We start from the raw sequence: 16,295 nt of genomic DNA, 5'->3' as shown, positions 1-16,295 counted from the left end.
TCAACCTCCGGTGATGTCGCGGCGGCGCAGGATGACGTAGGCAGCAGCGAGGGCCGCGACGCTCCAGACCGCACTGGTGAGGACGCCGTCGACGAGCGGGCCGGTGAAGCGCGGCTCCGCGAGGAGGCCGTGCCAGGCCTCGAACGGCGTGGTGAGCAGGTAGGGACGCACGGCCTCGATGCCGCCGAGGGAGCCGACGAGCTGCATGACCATCGCGGCCACGACGGGTCCGGCGATGCCGACGGCGGCGTTGCGGGACCAGACCGAGAAGAGGATGGCCAGGCAGCTGATGGCGACCAGGGGCGGCGCGGCTGTCGCCCAGCTCGCGGCGACCAGCCCGAGGGCGGCGTGCGGGGCGATGGTCTGGCCGGAGAGGCCGGTCAGGGGCGACTGGCCCACCACGACCAGGCTCGCCGCGATGGTGGCGCCGGCCAGGAGCACGAGGGCCACCAGGCCGAAGACCACCGCGACCAGGACCTTGGCCCAGAACAGCCTCGAGCGGCTGACCGAACGCGTCAGCACGGTCTTCCAGGTGCCGTGCTGGTCCTCGCTCGCGAAGATGTCGCCCGCCACGACGGCGGTGACCAGCGGGAGGATCCACTGGCTGGCGAAGCCGAGCACGAGCAGCGCCATCGCGTAACCGTTGTCGGTCGCGAAGCGGCCGAAGAGGGTGTCCTTGGGCGGTCGCGACTGCGCGCTGACCACGACGACGACGGCGACCGGTGCCAGCAGCGCCCCGACCAGCAGGGCCTTGGTGCGCAGCTGGGCGCGCAGCTTGCGGGCCTCCCAGCGCACCGCAGCGCCGAGCCCGACCGACGTACGACCTCCGCTGGCGCGGGCAGCCGCGGCGTCGGGACGGGTGAGGGTCGTCGTGCTCATCAGGCCACCTCCTCGGACCGGGCGTCGGTGAGCATGAAGAAGAGCTCCTCCAGGGGTGTGCGGGTGGGTGTGAAGGCGAGCAGCGGGACCTCCGCGCGCACCAGGTCGGCCACGAAGGACGACAGCTCGTGCTGCGGTCCGGTCACCATCAGGCCACCGCCGGGAGCCGGCTCGACGGCCACGTCACGGTGGCGGTCGTGACCGATGGCCGCCGCCTGCGCGTCGTCGCCGGTGCGCAGCAGGTGCCCGGGGTCGGGCGCCATCGCGCGCAGGTCGGAGATCGTGCCGTGGAAGGCCACCGAGCCCCGGCTCATGATGGTGACGTTGTCGCAGATCTCCTCGACCTCGTCCATGTGGTGCGAGCTGAGCAGCACCGTGAGCCCGTTCGACGCGAGCCGCTTGACCAGCGCCCGCATGTCGCGGATGCCGGCGGGGTCGAGGCCGTTGGCGGGCTCGTCGAGCACCAGCAGCCGGGGGTTGCGCAGCAGGCTGGCCGCGACGCCGAGACGCTGCCGCATGCCGTAGGAGTAGCCACCCACCCGGTCGTCCTCACGCCCGACCAGGTCCACGACGTCGAGCGCCTCGTCGATGCGGTCGCCGAGGGCGCGGCCGTCCCACGTGCCGTCGAGCAGGCCGAGGCCCTCGAGGTTCTGGCGGCCGGTGAGGTAGGGGTAGAACTTCGGGCTCTCGATGAAGCCGGCGACGTGGTCCAGCGTCCGCACCCCGTCGTGGGCCCAGGTGCGCCCGAAGACGTGGATGGTCCCGCTGTCGGGCCGGATCAGCCCGAAGAGCATGCGCAGCAGGGTGGTCTTGCCAGCGCCGTTGGGGCCGAGGATGCCGTAGACCTCGCCCGGGGCGACGCGGACGGACACGTCGTCCACCGCCACCAGGGGGCCGTACCTCTTCGTCACGCCGACGACGTCGACGGCGTCGCCGTCGCTCTCGGCTCGTGTTGTCGTGGTCATGGCGCCACGCTAGGAATCCGAGGATGAAGACTTCGTGAAGGCGTTCCGGGCCGGCGCCACGGGCAGCAGAACCGTCGCCGTCATCCGGTCGTCGTGGAGGCACTCGACGTCCGCCGCGACCCCGGTCGAGGCGTGGTGCCCGGCGTGGCACAGCCGCAGCTCGCCGCCCGCGCTGACGGCGAGGTGCTCCACGAGGGACAGGCCCAGCCCCGCGCCGGGACGCGCTCGCGCCTCGGGAGCGCGGCTGAAGCGCCGCGTCGCCTGCGCCAGCATGTCGGGATCCATGCCGGGCCCCTCGTCGGCGACCTGCAGCACGGCGTGCCCACCCTCGCGCCGTACGACGACCCGCACCGGCGCGGAGCCGTGGGCCAGCGCGTTGGCCAGCAGGTTGGTCACGATCCGCTCGAGGGCCTGGCGCCCGACAGCGGCGTGGACGCGCGCGTCCGGCTCGTCGACCACGACGCCGTCGGCCCGGTCGGGGTGGGCGGCCCGCCAGCGCCCGACCTCAGCCGCCACCACCTCGCCCAGGTCGACCAGGTCGCCCGACGAGCCGTGCGACGAGGACGTGCGGTCGAGCTCGAGCAGCTGCTCGGCGAGGTCGGCCAGCCGGGCGACGTCGACGGCCAGCTCGTCGAGCACCGCCTCGTGCTCCGCGACCGACCGCTCCCGGCGGCGGGCCAGCTGGATCCGGGTGCGCAGCAGCGTGAGCGGGGTGCGCAGCTCGTGGCTGGCGTCGCCGACGAACTGGCGCTCGCGCGTCAGCGACTCCTCCAGCGCGCCGAGCATCTCGTTGAGGGTGTGTCCCAGCCGGGTCACCTCGTCGTCGCGCCGGGTCGGCACCTCGAGGCGCCGGTGGCCGGACCCGCTGGCGATCTCCGAGGCCCGGCGGCGGTAGCGCTCGACCGGCCTCAGCGCCAGCCGGGCGAGCTGGTCGCCCACCAGGGAGGCCACCACGAGCGCGCCCACCCCGGCCAGCGACATCTGCAGCAGCAGCTCGCGCAGGGCCTCGTCGCGGTGGTCGCGGCGCACGCCGACCAGGACGTACGACGCCGCGCCATCCGTCGCGCCAAGGACGGTCACCTCGACCCGGTAGGGCGCGGCGGCGATGGGCAGCATGCTGCCGACGTCGAGGGTGCGGCTGCCCGTCGCGGGCAGCGCGGAGTCAGGCACGAGCGTGCGACCGGGCGCCGCGCCGCCGGAGTCGAGGACCGACCCGTCGGCGCCGAGCACCTGCCAGCCGGTGCCGGTGGCGTCGGCCGCCTCGGGCGAGGTGACGTGCCCGGCAGCGTCGACCAGCGGGATGATCACCGCACGGGCGGAGCGCAGCTCGGTGTCGAGGCCGCGGTCGAGGGCGTACTGCACGCGCCAGTAGACGACCGCACCCGCAGCGGTGAGCAGCACGAGCATCGCGGCCGCGAAGCCGGCCACCAGCCGCCGCCGCAGGGGGAGGGTCCGGAGCCGCTCACCGAGGTTCACGGCTGCTCGAGGCGGTAGCCCGCCCCCCGCACGGTGGTGATGGTGCTGGTGCCGAACGGCCGGTCCACCTTCGCCCGGATCGCGGCGAGGTGGACGTCGATGACGTTGCTGCGCAGGTCGGTGTCGCCGTCCCAGACCTCGTCGAGGATCGTGAACCGCGAGACGACCGATCCGGCGTGGGTCGCGAGGAGCCACAGGATGTCGAACTCGCGCGCCGACAGCTCGATGTCCACCGCCCCCCGTCGCACCTGCCGGGCGCCGAAGTCGACCACGAGGTCGCCGAGCGTCACGACCGGCTGCTGGTCGTAGGCCGCGCGCCGGTGCAGCGCGCGCAGGCGGGCGAGCAGCTCGTCGAGGTCGAAGGGCTTGGGGAGGTAGTCGTCGGCGCCCGCGTCGAGCCCGCTGATCCGGTCGGTCACCGCCGCGCGGGCAGTCAGCACCAGCACGGGGATGGTCACGCCCATCGCGCGCAGCCGGCGGCACACCGTGAGCCCGTCCAGGCCCGGCAGCATCCAGTCGAGCAGCAGCAGGTCGGGCGGGTCCTCCGCCAGCGCCCGGGCGTACGCCTCGCGTCCGTCGGCGACCGCCTCGACCGCCCAGCCCGCCTCGCCGAGGGCCTGCACGAGGATGGCCGCGAGACGCGGGTCGTCCTCGGCCAGCAGCAGCCGCACGGTCAGCCTCCTGCTCGGTCGCGGGTGCGGGCCCGTCCCGGGGGTGGACGGGCCCGCCCCACCATGGTGCGCGGGCGAACCTGCACACAACCTGACTCCGTGCAGGGGTCGTCAGAGGCGCGGCAGCCGGACCCGGAAGACGGCCCCGTCGCCGGTGCCTGCGGCCTCGTCGAGGGTGACCTCGCCCCCGAAGGACGTCGCGACGCGACGGGCGATGCCCAGCCCGAGCCCGGCTCCGTCACCGCGGGTCGACACCCCGGGCTCGAACAGCGTGGCCCGCACGGCCTCGTCGACGCCCGGTCCGTCGTCGCGCACGACGACCTCGACCCGGTCGGGCAGGTCGGTGGCGTCGAGCACGACGCGGCTCCGGGCGTGGCGCGAGGCGTTGTCGACCAGGGGAGCGAGCACGCGTGCCACCAGGCCGGCGGGCGCCGCGATCCGGGCCGTGGAGGCGACGGTGCGGTCGACGACCTCCACCGGACCGGTCGGCGTCGCTGCGACGAGCGCCGGCACCACGTCAGCGAGTCGGCACTCCTGCTCGCGGCTCGTGGTCCGGGCGTCGCGGGCGAGGTCGAGCAGGGTCGTGATCACACCGGCCATCTCCCGCGACGACGCCGCGATCTGGCGGAGGTCCTCGCGCACCGCCGGGTCGTCGACGCCGCGCAGGAGCGCGAGGTCGGCCGAGCCCTGGATGCCAGTGAGAGGGGTGCGCAGCTCGTGGGCCAGCTCGGACGTGAGCCGCTGCTCGGACCGGATCACCGACGCCACCCGGTCCAGGAGGTGGTCGAGGGTCTCCCCCAGCGCGGCCAGCTCGTTGGTGGGCGGCCCCAGGTCGAAGCGGTGCGACAGGTCGTGCTCGCTCCAGTCGGCAGCCCGCTGGGCCATCACCGTGACCGGCTTGAGCGCCTGCGCGGTCACGCGCAGCGCCATGAGGGCCGTGGCTCCCACGACCAGCACGCCGAGCACCGCGGCCGCCAGCAGGGCGTAGAGCTCGGAGCGCTCGTAGGGGGCCGTCTCCTGGCTCACGACGAGCACGCCCCGGTCGCCGGCCCGGGTGGTGAACGGGGTGGCGAGCAGGCGGTCCTCGTCCTCCGCCCCGCGCGTCGCGCGCACCCGGTCGGTCGTGGCGAGCCCGTCGGCGGTGTCGCGCACCGCGGTGGCCACCGATCCCGCGACCCGCTCGCCCGAGGCGTCGTAGACGACCATCCCGGGCTGGAGCACGTCGTCGTCCACCACCAGCGGGCTGTCCTCCGACTGGGCCAGCACGCTCACGACCGCACGTGAGCGCTCCTCCAGCACCTGCTGGACGTCGCGCTGCGCGGTCCACTCGAGCACGACCTGGATGCCGAGCACCACCACGACCATGGCGATCGTCATCAGCGCGACCGTGGAGGCGACGATCGACCCGCGGAACGACCGCGGCGCCCAGCGACGCAGCCCGGCGGGCGGTGCGTCCAGCGGCGGCTCGGTCTCCATCACCTCAGTGTGTAGCCGACACCGCGCACCGTCGTCAGGTGCAGCGGCGAGTCGACCTCGGCGAGCTTGACCCGGATCCGGCGGACGTAGGAGTCGACGGTGTTGTCACTGACCATCCCGCCCTGCGGCCACGCGGCGGCGACCACGGCCCGACGGCGTACGACCTCGCCGGGGCGCGAGGTGATCGCGGCGAGCATCCGGAACTCGGTCGGCGTCAGCATCGCCTCGCGACCGTTGCACGAGACCGAGTGGCGGGCGGGGTCGAGCACGAGGTCGGTCGGCGCCGACGCGACCACCAGGCGCCCGCGCCGGGCCAGCGCCTCGACGCGCGCGATCAGCTCGAGGACGTCGAAGGGCTTGGCGAGGTAGTCGTCGGCGCCGGCGCTGAAGCCGGCGAGGCGTTCGTGCACCGCGCCGAGGGCGGTGAGGAAGAGGACCGGTGCGCTCTGGCCGGCCGAGCGCAGCGCCTGGCACACGTCTCGACCGTCCGCGTCGGGGAGGCCGATGTCGAGGATGACCACGTCGAGGGCGTCGTCGTCGACGAAGAGGCGCAGCGCCTCACCACCGTCGTGCGCGGCCACCACCTCGTGCCCGGCGATGCGCATGGCGTCGGTGACCACGCGACGGATCGTCGCGTCGTCCTCGCAGAGTCCCACCCGGGCCATCAGTCGTCCCTCACTCCTCCTCGCGCCGCTCACCCTGCCACCCTGCCGCTCCGGGCCTGCACGCAACCTGACTGACGAGCCGGGTCACGCGGTCAGGCGGGGTGCAGGTTCGCCGTCCTAGCGTCCGCGTCATGTTCGATCTCATCAACGGCCTGCCCGTGCACCCCCTCGTCGTCCACGCCGTCGTCGTCCTGCTGCCGGTGGCCACGATCGGCACCCTCGCGATCGCCCTGCGACCCGCGTGGCGCCGCCCCTACGGCCTGCTGGTCGTGGCGTGCACCGCCGTCGCGACGGCGCTCATCCCCGTCGCGACGTCCAGCGGCGAGGCGCTCGAGGAGCGCGTCGGCAACCCCGGCGAGCACGCCGAGCTCGGCGACCAGCTGATCTGGTTCGCCATCCCGATGCTGCTGCTCGCCGCCGCCCTGTGGTGGCTCGACCGCCGCGCCGCGACCACGGACGCTGCCTCGGCGGGTCGCGCGACCAGCCTCACCACGATGCGCGCCGTCTCCGCGCTCGCGGTCGTCGCCGCCCTCGCCACGACCGTGCAGGTCTACCGCGTCGGCGACTCCGGCGCGCGCGCCGCGTGGGGTGACCAGGTGTCGTCGTCCTCGTCGGAGTGACCTAGCCTGCGGGGCGTGGACAGGCGACTGCTGGCGGACACCCGCCCCCTCGCCAACCCGCACTTCCGCCGCCTCTGGCGCGCCAACATCATCACGGTGGTCGGTGCCCAGCTGACCGTCGTGGCCGTGCCCGCGCAGATCTACGCGATGACCGGCTCCTCGGCCTACGTCGGCCTCACCGGCGTCTTCGGCCTCGTCCCACTGGTGGTCTTCGGCCTCTGGGGCGGGGCGCTGGCCGACGTATTCGACCGGCGCACGCTGCTGCTCATCACCACGGCCGGGCTCATCCTCACCAGTGCGGGCTTCTGGCTCCAGGCCGCGTTCGGCGCGGAGGACGTGTGGCTGCTGCTCACTCTCTTCTCGGTGCAGCAGGCGTTCTTCGCCGTCAACCAGCCGACCCGCTCGGCCCTGCTGCCCCGCATCCTCGACGAGCACCTGCTGCCGTCGGCCAACTCGCTCAACATGACCGTCATGCAGGCCGGCGGGATCGCCGGGCCCCTCGTCGGCGGCGCGCTCATCCCGCTGGTCGGCTTCTCGTGGCTCTACCTGCTCGACACCATCACCCTCTTCGCCACCCTCGGCGCCGTCGTACGACTCCCACCGCTGCCGGTCGTGGGGGTGACGGTGACGCCCGGCCTCCGGGCGGTGGTCGACGGCTTCCGCTACCTGCGCACGCAGCCGGTGCTGATGATGTCGTTCGTCGTCGACATCATCGCGATGGTCTTCGGGATGCCCCGCGCCCTCTTCCCCGAGCTGGCCCACGTCGACTTCGGCGGCCCGAGCGAGGGCGGGCTGGCCTTTGCGCTGCTCTTCGCCGCCATCCCGGCCGGCGCGGTCGTCGGCGGCGTGCTGTCGGGCTGGGTGTCACGCGTCGAGCGTCAGGGCCTCGCGGTGGTCGTCGCGATCCTGGTCTGGGGCGTGGCCATGGTCGGCTTCGGCGTCGCAGCGATGCTCGCCACCTTCGCGCCGGGCCCGATGCTCGTCGTCGCGGTGCTGATGCTCGCCGTCGGCGGCGCGGCCGACATGGCCTCGGCCGCGTTCCGTACGTCGATGCTGCAGGCCGCGGCGGACGACTCCGTGCGCGGGCGGCTGCAGGGGATCTTCATCGTCGTGGTCGCGGGCGGTCCCCGCGTCGCCGACGTGGCGCACGGCGCGACCGCCGCGGCCACCGGCGCCGCTGTCGCGGCCGCGGGCGGCGGGGTGCTGGTGGTCGTCTTCACGGTCGTCGCCGCGCTCGCCGTGCCGGCGTTCGTGCGCTACCGGGTGACGCGCCCGGCCCACGCCTGAGAGGCCACCGCCGCACATGCGGCGGATGTGGCCCCCGGACTCATTCCGCGAGGGCAACATCCGCCGCAGGTGCGGCGGCGTACGACGTCAGGTCACGAAGACCTCAGGCCACGCGGCCCTTCGGCGAGTTCTCCGCGGTCATCCTCGGGTCGCGGATCACGACCGAGCCCATCGCGTCGTCGATGCGCTTCATCACGTCGGCGTCGAGCTTCACGCCGGCGGCCTTGACGTTGTCGGCGACCTGCTCGGGGCGCGAGGCGCCGACGAGGGCGGCGGCGACGTTGTCGTTCTGCAGCACCCAGGCCACCGAGAGCTGCGCCATGGTGAGCCCGCAGTCCTCGGCGATCGGCTTGAGGTCCTGCACGGCGGACAGCACGTCGTCCTGCATCCAGCGCGAGATCATGTCGGCCCCGCCCTTGGTGTCGGTCGCGCGCGAGCCCTCGGGCGGCGCCTGGCCGGGGAGGTACTTGCCGGACAGCACGCCCTGCGCCATCGGGCTCCACACGATCTGCGAGACGCCGAGCTCGGCGGAGGCCGGCACGACCTCGTCCTCGATGACGCGCCAGAGCATGGAGTACTGGGGCTGGCTGGAGATCAGCTGGAAGCCGAGCTCCTTCGACAGCTCCACGCCCGCGCGGATCTGGTCGGCGGTCCACTCGCTGACGCCGATGTAGAGCGCCTTGCCCTGGCGGACGATGTCGGCGAAGGCCTGCATCGTCTCCTCGAGCGGGGTCTCCGTGTCGTAGCGGTGGGCCTGGTAGAGGTCGACGTAGTCGGTCTGCAGGCGCTGGAGCGAGCCGTTGATCGACTCCATGACGTGCTTGCGCGAGAGGCCAGTGTCGTTCTTGCCGCCGGGGCCGGTGGGCCAGTAGACCTTCGTGAAGATCTCCAGCGACTCGCGCCGCTCGCCCTTCAGTGCCTCGCCGAGGACGGTCTCAGCCGCCGTGTTGGCGTAGACGTCCGCGGTGTCGAACGACGAGATCCCCGCGTCGAGGGCCGCGCGCACGCACTGCGTGGCGACGTCGTTCTCCACCTGGGAGCCGTGGGTGAGCCAGTTGCCGTAGGTGATCTCAGAGATCTTCAGTCCGCTGTTGCCGAGGTATCGAAACTCCATGCCGTCGACACTAGCGGGGCACGCGAAGGCCCTCGGGGGTGGCGCGCAGCCGGCGGTCCAGCCGGGCGTACGCCGCGAAGAGCAGCAGGAACAGCACCGTGACGCCCACGCTCACCAGTGCGACCGCGCCCCAGCCCTCGGCGCCGGCGTCGAGGAACGGGTAGGGCACCCAGCCGCCGACCTGCCCCACGACGAGGGTCCAGACGAGCCACACGACCGGCCAGCACAGGGCGTACGCCGCCTCGCGCGCGGTGATCCGCGGGCGAGGCCCGACCGCCGCCCACGCCGCGACCGCGAGGAGCGGCACCGCGACGTGCAGCAGCTTGTCGGCGATCCAGTCGGCGCCGTGGAGGTCGAGCAGCGGGCGCAGCAGCACGAAGTGCACGAGGCCGGTCACGGTGATGCCGACGAGCCCGGCCAGCCGGACGACCCGCCAGACCGGGCGGTCGAGCGCCGGCTCACGTGCGAGGGCCGTGGAGGTGATCGCGACGAGCAGGTTGCTCTGGATCGTGAAGTAGGCGAAGAAGCGGTAGATGCGCGCCGCGAGCCCGGGCGGGTCGTCGTCGACGAGGATCACGGTGCCCTTCACGACCAGCACCAGCTGCAGCACCACCGCGACCCAGGCCACGACGGCGACGACCGCGTGGACCGATCGGGCGCGGGCGGTGGTCACGGGGTGGGCCGGTCGATCAGTCGAGGACGACCAGGACGTCGCCGTCCTGCACCACGTCACCGACGGTGACGCGGATCGCGGTCACGGTGCCGCCGCGCTCGGCCAGCATCGGGATCTCCATCTTCATCGACTCCAGCAGCACGACGGTGTCGCCGGCCTCGACGCGGTCGCCCTCGGCGACCTCGATGCTCAGGACGTTGGCGACCAGCTCGGAGACGATCTCGAGCGACGTGGTGCGGGCCATGGCGCCGACGCTAGCGGTTACCCGGGCGTAACCGATGATCGCGGCCCGGGCGCGCCCTCACAGCTCGGCAAAGCGACGCGGCTCGGGGCGGTGGGGTCCGGCCTCCTCGGCCCGCCGGCCGCCGCGGCCCTTGGTGCCGGTGAGCGCCAGGTCGGCGCGGATCAGGACGTAGCCGATGACCAGCCCGAGCACGAGGGAGTACGCCGCCCGCAGCGCCGCCTCGACGTACGAGCTGTCCGGGGCGACCAGGCCCGTCGCGAGCGGGACCGTGGCGGCCACACCGAAGGCGCACACCCACCAGCCCTGCCGGCGGCGGGCGCGCAGGTGGGTGCCCCACACCAGCGCCGGGATGCCCAGCAGCACCACCAGCGGGCGCGGGAACGCACCGATGCGGGCCGCGGTCCAGTCGGCGAAGTCGAGGACCGACGACACGAACGACTGGGCGCCGTAGCGCCGCAGCAGCTCGGCGTAGGCCAGCGTGACCACGAGGACGGCGAGGCCGGCCGCGACCACGAACATCCCGCGCCGGCCCAGGCCGTGGAGGCCGGCGCCGAGGCGGTAGACGATCGTGAAGGCCAGGCCGAGCGCGAGGAAGAGCGCCGCGAGGTCGAAGCGCTCGGTCGCGACGGTCGGCTCGAAGCCCACGGCGGCGAACGCGGTGACCGCGGCGACGAGCACGGCGATCAGCGCCTCGCGCACCGCCTTCCACCACGTCACCGCGGGCACGGTCACCATCACGGCGTAGACGCTGCCCACGACGCAGGTCATCACCGAGGCGCCGGTCGGCAGCACCTTCCCGCCCACCAGCAGGCTCGCGACACCGAGCGCCAGGGCCAGCCCGGCCGAGACGATGGCACGACCGGCGGTGCGGGTGGCCAGCAGCCACGACAGGGCGGTCACGACCGCCACGGCGCCGGCGCCGTCGAGCCACCCCGGCACCGGTCCGATCTGGCTGAGCTGCTGGCTCTCCTGGAAGAGGCCGTTGAGCGCCGCCCAGCCGAGTGCGGCGGTGCCCAGCACCAGGACGCCGAACCACAGCGCGAGGAGCGAGCGGCGCGGGCCGTCGGGGAAGTCGGTGGTGAGGGTGCGCCCGGCTGCGGGCTCCGCGACGACCGGCTCCGGTGCCGCCTCCGGCGTGACCTCCGCCGTCTGCTCCGGCGTCACGTCCGGCGTCACCTCGGGGGCCGGCCTGGGCCTCCGGGCCCGGCGCAGCCGCGAGGGCGGCCGCTCGGCAGCCCGCTTGCCGCGGGAGGACCCGCGCGGGCTGTCGGAGGTGGGGGAAGACACGTCGCAGGAGGTTACAGCCGACGGTTGGCCAGGGACGGATTGGTGCGCCGGGCCGTCTCGAGCGCGGCACGGTCGAGGGTGACGTCGAAGGTCTCCTCCGCACCACCTGCCTCGGCGAGCACGTCGCCCAGCGGGCTGACGACGGTGGAGTGGCCGCAGTAGCGCGGCTCGGGCTGGGCGGCGGCGACGACGAAGCAGGTGTTCTCGATGGCGCGGGCCGCGAGCAGCGTGCGCCAGTGCGCGACCTTGCGCTCGCCCGGCAGCCACGCGGCGGGGACGACCAGCACCTCGGCTCCGGCGTCGACCAGGCGCCGCGCGAGCTCGGGGAAGCGCAGGTCGTAGCAGGTCATCAGGCCGACCTTCCAGCCCTCGACGTCGACGACCACCGGCTCGGGGGCGCCACCGGTGAGGCGGTCGGACTCGCGGTAGCCGAAGGAGTCGTAGAGGTGGATCTTGCGGTACGCCGCCCGGCTCGCGCCCGCGACGACGAGGGTGTTGAACGGCCGCGCGGGGTCGGGCGAGGTCTCGAACATGCCCGCCACCACCGTGCACGAGGTGGTGTCGGCGACCCGGCCCACCGCGTCGGCGAACGGTCCGTCGAGGGGCTCGGCGTAGGGGCTCACGTCGGAGCCGGCCTCGCCGAAGTCGCGTGCGAAGGCCTCCGGCAGCACGACGAGGTCGGCCCCGGCGCCCACCTCGCGCACCAGCCGCTCCCGGTTGGCCGCGGGGTCGAGCCCGCTGGCCCACTGGTGGACGCGCACGCGCAGCTGCTCGCTCATCCGCCCAGACTGCCAGAGGACGACGCCATCGCGGGCTGGGAGGATGACCGCATGGACCTCGACCTGACCGCGGGCGGCTTCAGCGGCGTCGTCCTCGCCGGCGGGACAGCTGCGCGCATGGGCGGCATCGACAAGGCGAGCGTCGAGCTCGACGGCCGCACGCTGCTCGCCCACGCCCTCGACGCCTTCATCGACGCCGACGAGGTAGTGGTGGTCGCCCCGACGAGCGTCCCGACCGACCGACCGGTGACCACCGTGTGCGAGGACCCGCCGCGCGGGGGGCCCGTCGCCGGCCTCCTCACGGGCGTCGACGCGCTGCTGCGCCGGCCTCGGATGGTGGGGGTGCTGGCGGTCGACATGCCGCGGGTGGGGGCGGCGACGATGCGGCGCCTGCGCGAGGCGGCGCGCGGCCACGACGGGGCGTTCCTCGTCGGCGCCGACGGTCGCCGGCAGCTGGCGGGGGTGCTCGACGCGGCCCGCCTCGACGACGTACGCCCCGAGCTGGAGGGGCAGCACAGCATGGCGCTGCACCGGCTGCTCGCCCCGCTGCGCCTGGCGGAGGTGCCGGCGATCGGCGACGAGGCCGTCGACATCGACTCGTGGACCGACCTGCGCGACCTCGGTGGCCGCGGCGACTGACCCGCGCCCGAGCCCGGGTGGCCTTGCCGCCGCCCCGGACGGTGAGAGACATTGGGGGGGTGAACCTCCACGACTGGATCGACGAGCTCAGCGACGTCCTCGACGTCGAGACGGAGCTCGACGAGGGCCTCGTCCTCGACCTGGCCCGCACGGCGGCGCAGAACGTGCAGAAGACCGCGGCACCCATCACGACGTACCTGCTGGGCTACGCCGCCGGCGCAGGCGCCGCCGACCCCGAGACGGTCGAGCGGCTCGCCGCGCGCGCCCAGCAGCTGGCCGAGGGATGGGACCGCCCGGCCGACGCGCCCGACCCCGACGACGTCGACGACGAGGTGCCCGACGACTCCACGGTCGACCACTCCACCGACCTCTACGAGGACTGATCACGTGCGTGCTGTCGTGACCACCGGCACCGGTGGCCCCGAGGTCCTGTCCGTCGGCGAGGTCGCCGACCCGCGCCCCGCTGCGGGCGAGGTGCTCCTCGACGTGGTCGCCACCGCGGTCAACCGCGCCGACACCCTGCAGCGCCAGGGCTTCTACCCCCCGCCGCCGGGCGCCCCCGAGACCATCGGCCTCGAGTGCAGCGGCCGCATCGCCGAGCTCGGCGAGGGCGTGGAGGGCTGGGCGGTCGGCGACGAGGTGTGCGCGCTGCTCGCCGGTGGCGGGTACGCCGCCCGCGTCGCGGTGCCGGTCGGACAGGTCATGCCGGTGCCGTCGGGCGTCTCCCTGGTCGAGGCCGCAGCCCTGCCCGAGGTCGCCGCCACCGTGTGGTCCAACGTCTTCATGACCGCCCACCTCGCGAGGGGCGAGCGGTTCCTCGTGCACGGCGGGGCCGGCGGCATCGGCACCATGGCCATCCAGCTGGCGGCGGCCCGCGGCGCCGAGGTGTTCGCGACCGCCGGGTCGCCCGAGAAGCTCGAGCTGTGCCGCTCCCTGGGCGCCACCGCCATCTCCTACCGCGACGAGGACTTCGTCGAGGTGCTGACCGACGCCGGGGGTGCCGACGTCATCCTCGACAACATGGGCGCGAAGTACCTCGGTCGCAACGTCTCCGCGCTCGCCACCGGCGGCCGCCTGGTGATCATCGGCTTCCAGGGCGGCACCAAGGGCGAGCTCGACATCCAGGCGCTGCTGCGCAAGAGGGCCTCGGTGACCGCGACCTCGCTGCGCGCGCGGCCGCTGGAGGAGAAGCGGGCCATCTGCTGCGGGGTCGTGGAGAACGTCTGGCCACTCGTCGCCTCGGGCAAGGTGCGCCCCGTCGTCGAGACCACCATGCCGCTCGACGACGTCGCGCGCGCCCACCAGCTCATGGAGGACGGCGGCCACTCCGGGAAGATCGTCCTCACGCTCTGAGGGCGCCTCACGGGTCGGGTCCTAGGGTGGGTCGCATGAGCGAGCAGCCGCAGCCCGGGACCCCTGCGTCCGAGGACCAGGTCGTCGTGATCGGACCCGACGGACAGCCGATCGGCACCATCCCGGCGAGCGCCGTCCCGGCGATGGCCCAGGCGGCCGCCGACGCGTCCGACGGCTCGTCCGACGGTGACGGCGAGCGTCACATCACCGAGCTCGTCGAGCAGCCGGCCAAGGTGATGCGGATCGGCAGCATGATCCGCCAGCTCCTCGAGGAGGTGAAGGCCGCTCCCCTCGACGAGGCCAGCCGCCAGCGCCTCAAGGAGATCCACGCCGCCTCCATCAAGGAGCTCGAGTCGGGCCTCGCGCCCGAGCTGGTCGAGGAGCTCGAGCGGCTCTCGCTGCCCTTCACCGAGGAGGGCACGCCCTCGGAGGGTGAGCTGCGCATCGCCCAGGCCCAGCTCGTGGGCTGGCTCGAGGGCCTCTTCCACGGCATCCAGACCGCGATCTACGCCCAGCAGATGGCCTCGCGCGCCCAGCTCGAGCAGATGCGCCGCGCGCTGCCGGCGGGCTCCGGCCACGCCCCGCACCAGCAGCCGATGGGGATGCCGACCATGCCCTCCGAGGAGGGCCCGGAGTCCGGCAGCTCGAGCGGCGGCATGTACCTCTGACGCCCGCGCGATAGTCCGTATCAAGTGGGCTGCCTGACCCGGGTCCAAGCAGCCCTTTTGACACGGACTACGTCGGCAGCGGTGTGATGCGCGACCTCAGTGGCGCGCGAGACGGCGTACGACGACGAGGCCGAGCAGGCCGATGATCGCGGCAGCGGCCCCGGGAGCGGCCGCGCGCGCGAAGCCCGGCGGCGCGGAGTCCTCGACCTTGGTCAGGACGGCCTTCGGCGGCGGGGGCGGCTCGACCGAGGTGCCCTCGCCGAGCAGCTTCTCGATCTTGGCGACCTTGGTCGGGTTGGCCACGCTCGTGCCGCCACAGCTGTCGGCGTCGTAGGGCGCGGCGGTGCCGGTGGCGAGGAAGACGTAGGTCGTGCCGACCGAGAGCTCGCCGAGGCCGCAGGCGCTCTTGCCACCGGCGGAGAAGACCTGCGTGGAGCGCTCGGGCGAGCCCTGGTAGGCGCGCGAGGCGGTGATGTCGTAGGTGTAGTCGTTGCCGGCGGGCTCCACCTTGTCGATGGTGCCGATGAAGATCGCGTCGGCGCGCTTGACCTGCTGCTCGAGCTGGCCCTGCTTGCAGGTGCACGCGGCGGAGGCGGGCGAGCTGACGGTGAGGACGAGTCCGAGGCACGCGAGCAGCAGCACGGCGGCGAGGCGGGCGGCACGGATCATGGCGGGCAGCCTAGCGAGAGGGGGCGGCGGAGAGGCCGAAGAGGTCGGTGAGCACCCGTGCCACGCCGTCGTCGTCGTTGCTCGGCGCGAGGTGGTCGGCGAGGTCGCGGACGCTGCCGTGGGCGTTGGCCATGGCGTAGGACGTGCCGGCCCACTCGAGCATCGGCAGGTCGTTGGGCATGTCGCCGAAGGCGACCACCTCGGCGGCGACCACGCCCATCTCCGCGGCGAGCGCCTCGAGGGTCGAGGCCTTGGTGACGCCGGCGGCGCTGATCTCGACCAGGGCGAAGGACGACGACCAGGTGGTGACGACCTGGTCGCCCACCACGGTCTCGACCTGGCGCCAGAACTCCTCCGGCTCGAGGTCGCGGTGCACCGCGAGGACCTTCACCACGTCGTCGCGGAAGATGTCGGACAGCTCGCCGCTCGTGCGCTCGGCGCGGTCGTCGGGGTGGCGCGGGAAGTCGACCTCGCTGGCCCAGCCGGCGGTGTGCTCGATCGCGAAGTGCGTGCCGGGCACGGCCGCGCGCAGCTGCTGGGCGATCGACACGCCCACCTCGCGCGGCACCGCCCGGAAGTCACGCACCTGCCGGCGCGCGACGTCGTACACCAGGGCGCCGTTGCTGCAGATCGCGAGCCCGTGGCCGCCCACGTCGTCCCACAGCTCCTCCATCCAGCGGATGGGCCGCCCGGTGGTGAACACGACCGGTACGCCGCGGGCGTCGAGCTCGGCGAGCACGGCGCGGGTGCGGTCGGTGACGGTGCCGTCGGAGTGGAGCAGGGTGCCGTCGAGGTCGGTGGCGACCAGGCGGGGAGCGCGAGGGGGCACC

The 16,295-nt window shown here is 73.8% G+C and carries 19 protein-coding genes; 6 read left to right on the top strand and 13 right to left on the bottom strand.

Going from position 1 to position 16,295, the window contains the following annotated elements; translation table 11 throughout:
* The 6 genes from ASG76_RS13745 to ASG76_RS13720 all read right to left on the bottom strand — a co-directional run bounded on the left by ASG76_RS13745 (position 1) and on the right by ASG76_RS13720 (position 6,132).
* Positions 1 to 879: an ABC transporter permease gene (locus ASG76_RS13745; RefSeq protein WP_056604245.1), complete on the bottom strand. Its 879-nt coding sequence runs from the start codon at positions 877 to 879 to the stop codon at positions 1 to 3.
* Positions 879 to 1,844 (bottom strand): ABC transporter ATP-binding protein, encoded by a 966-nt coding sequence (locus ASG76_RS13740; RefSeq protein ID WP_056604242.1) that lies wholly within the window; start codon positions 1,842 to 1,844, stop codon positions 879 to 881. The genes ASG76_RS13745 and ASG76_RS13740 overlap by 1 nt, the downstream gene beginning before the upstream one ends.
* Positions 1,845 to 1,853: 9 nt before the next feature.
* Positions 1,854 to 3,320 carry a sensor histidine kinase gene (locus tag ASG76_RS13735; RefSeq protein ID WP_056604239.1) on the bottom strand — a complete coding sequence of 489 codons (1,467 nt, stop codon included), beginning with the start codon at positions 3,318 to 3,320 and terminating at the stop codon, positions 1,854 to 1,856.
* On the bottom strand, positions 3,317 to 3,991 hold the full coding sequence (locus ASG76_RS13730) for a response regulator transcription factor (RefSeq protein ID WP_056604236.1): 675 nt from the start codon (positions 3,989 to 3,991) through the stop codon (positions 3,317 to 3,319). The genes ASG76_RS13735 and ASG76_RS13730 overlap by 4 nt, the downstream gene beginning before the upstream one ends.
* 111 nt (positions 3,992 to 4,102) lie before the next feature.
* Complete coding sequence (locus tag ASG76_RS13725; protein WP_056604233.1) at positions 4,103 to 5,467, bottom strand: sensor histidine kinase; 1,365 nt, start codon at positions 5,465 to 5,467, stop codon at positions 4,103 to 4,105.
* Entirely contained in the window at positions 5,467 to 6,132 is a 666-nt protein-coding gene (locus tag ASG76_RS13720; RefSeq protein ID WP_056604230.1) for a response regulator transcription factor, read from the bottom strand. Before ASG76_RS13720 ends, ASG76_RS13725 begins: the two co-directional genes overlap by 1 nt.
* 131 nt (positions 6,133 to 6,263) lie before the next feature.
* Here ASG76_RS13720 and ASG76_RS13715 point away from each other — a divergent pair, with 131 nt between their 5' ends.
* A complete protein-coding gene (locus tag ASG76_RS13715) occupies positions 6,264 to 6,752 on the top strand; it encodes a DUF2231 domain-containing protein (RefSeq protein ID WP_056604227.1) in 489 nt (162 codons plus the stop codon).
* A gap of 15 nt (positions 6,753 to 6,767) precedes the next feature.
* Positions 6,768 to 8,039 carry an MFS transporter gene (locus ASG76_RS13710; protein WP_056604224.1) on the top strand — a complete coding sequence of 424 codons (1,272 nt, stop codon included), beginning with the start codon at positions 6,768 to 6,770 and terminating at the stop codon, positions 8,037 to 8,039.
* 103 nt (positions 8,040 to 8,142) lie between these two features.
* Here the strand turns inward: ASG76_RS13710 and ASG76_RS13705 are convergent, their stop codons facing one another.
* Genes ASG76_RS13705 through ASG76_RS13685 form a run of 5 tightly spaced genes read right to left on the bottom strand, consistent with a single transcriptional unit; the run spans position 8,143 to position 12,136 of the window.
* Positions 8,143 to 9,153, bottom strand: a complete 1,011-nt coding sequence (locus tag ASG76_RS13705; protein ID WP_056604221.1) for an aldo/keto reductase family protein — start codon at positions 9,151 to 9,153, stop codon at positions 8,143 to 8,145.
* 10 nt (positions 9,154 to 9,163) lie between these two features.
* On the bottom strand, positions 9,164 to 9,826 hold the full coding sequence (locus tag ASG76_RS13700; protein ID WP_056604217.1) for a Pr6Pr family membrane protein: 663 nt from the start codon (positions 9,824 to 9,826) through the stop codon (positions 9,164 to 9,166).
* A gap of 16 nt (positions 9,827 to 9,842) precedes the next feature.
* On the bottom strand, positions 9,843 to 10,070 hold the full coding sequence (locus ASG76_RS13695; RefSeq protein WP_056604214.1) for a biotin/lipoyl-binding carrier protein: 228 nt from the start codon (positions 10,068 to 10,070) through the stop codon (positions 9,843 to 9,845).
* Between the two features lie 57 nt (positions 10,071 to 10,127).
* The gene (locus ASG76_RS13690; RefSeq protein ID WP_157559112.1) at positions 10,128 to 11,357 is read right to left on the bottom strand and encodes a hypothetical protein; all 1,230 of its coding nucleotides are present in this window, start codon (positions 11,355 to 11,357) and stop codon (positions 10,128 to 10,130) included.
* A gap of 11 nt (positions 11,358 to 11,368) precedes the next feature.
* Complete coding sequence (locus tag ASG76_RS13685) at positions 11,369 to 12,136, bottom strand: carbon-nitrogen hydrolase family protein (RefSeq protein WP_056604208.1); 768 nt, start codon at positions 12,134 to 12,136, stop codon at positions 11,369 to 11,371.
* A gap of 51 nt (positions 12,137 to 12,187) precedes the next feature.
* On the opposite strand from ASG76_RS13685, the gene ASG76_RS13680 reads away from it, so the two are divergent.
* Genes ASG76_RS13680 through ASG76_RS13665 form a run of 4 tightly spaced genes read left to right on the top strand, consistent with a single transcriptional unit; the run spans position 12,188 to position 14,796 of the window.
* Positions 12,188 to 12,775, top strand: a complete 588-nt coding sequence (locus tag ASG76_RS13680; protein ID WP_056604205.1) for a molybdenum cofactor guanylyltransferase — start codon at positions 12,188 to 12,190, stop codon at positions 12,773 to 12,775.
* 59 nt (positions 12,776 to 12,834) lie between these two features.
* On the top strand, positions 12,835 to 13,158 hold the full coding sequence (locus tag ASG76_RS13675; RefSeq protein ID WP_056604203.1) for a DUF6457 domain-containing protein: 324 nt from the start codon (positions 12,835 to 12,837) through the stop codon (positions 13,156 to 13,158).
* A 4-nt stretch (positions 13,159 to 13,162) separates the two neighbouring features.
* Positions 13,163 to 14,128: an NAD(P)H-quinone oxidoreductase gene (locus tag ASG76_RS13670; protein WP_056604200.1), complete on the top strand. Its 966-nt coding sequence runs from the start codon at positions 13,163 to 13,165 to the stop codon at positions 14,126 to 14,128.
* 35 nt (positions 14,129 to 14,163) lie between these two features.
* Positions 14,164 to 14,796 (top strand): bacterial proteasome activator family protein, encoded by a 633-nt coding sequence (locus tag ASG76_RS13665; RefSeq protein ID WP_056604197.1) that lies wholly within the window; start codon positions 14,164 to 14,166, stop codon positions 14,794 to 14,796.
* Positions 14,797 to 14,892: 96 nt separating this feature from the next.
* Here the strand turns inward: ASG76_RS13665 and ASG76_RS13660 are convergent, their stop codons facing one another.
* Positions 14,893 to 15,465, bottom strand: coding sequence for a hypothetical protein (locus ASG76_RS13660; RefSeq protein ID WP_056604194.1), 573 nt, complete (start codon positions 15,463 to 15,465; stop codon positions 14,893 to 14,895).
* A 10-nt stretch (positions 15,466 to 15,475) separates the two neighbouring features.
* A complete protein-coding gene (locus ASG76_RS13655) occupies positions 15,476 to 16,294 on the bottom strand; it encodes a Cof-type HAD-IIB family hydrolase (RefSeq protein WP_056604191.1) in 819 nt (272 codons plus the stop codon).
* Between the last annotated feature and the right edge of the window lies 1 nt (position 16,295).

It is taken from the genome of Nocardioides sp. Soil774, from assembly GCF_001428125.1.
Taxonomy (GTDB): domain Bacteria; phylum Actinomycetota; class Actinomycetes; order Propionibacteriales; family Nocardioidaceae; genus Nocardioides.
Note: the sequence above shows the minus strand (reverse complement) of the source record. Positions and strands in the feature narration are given on the sequence as shown.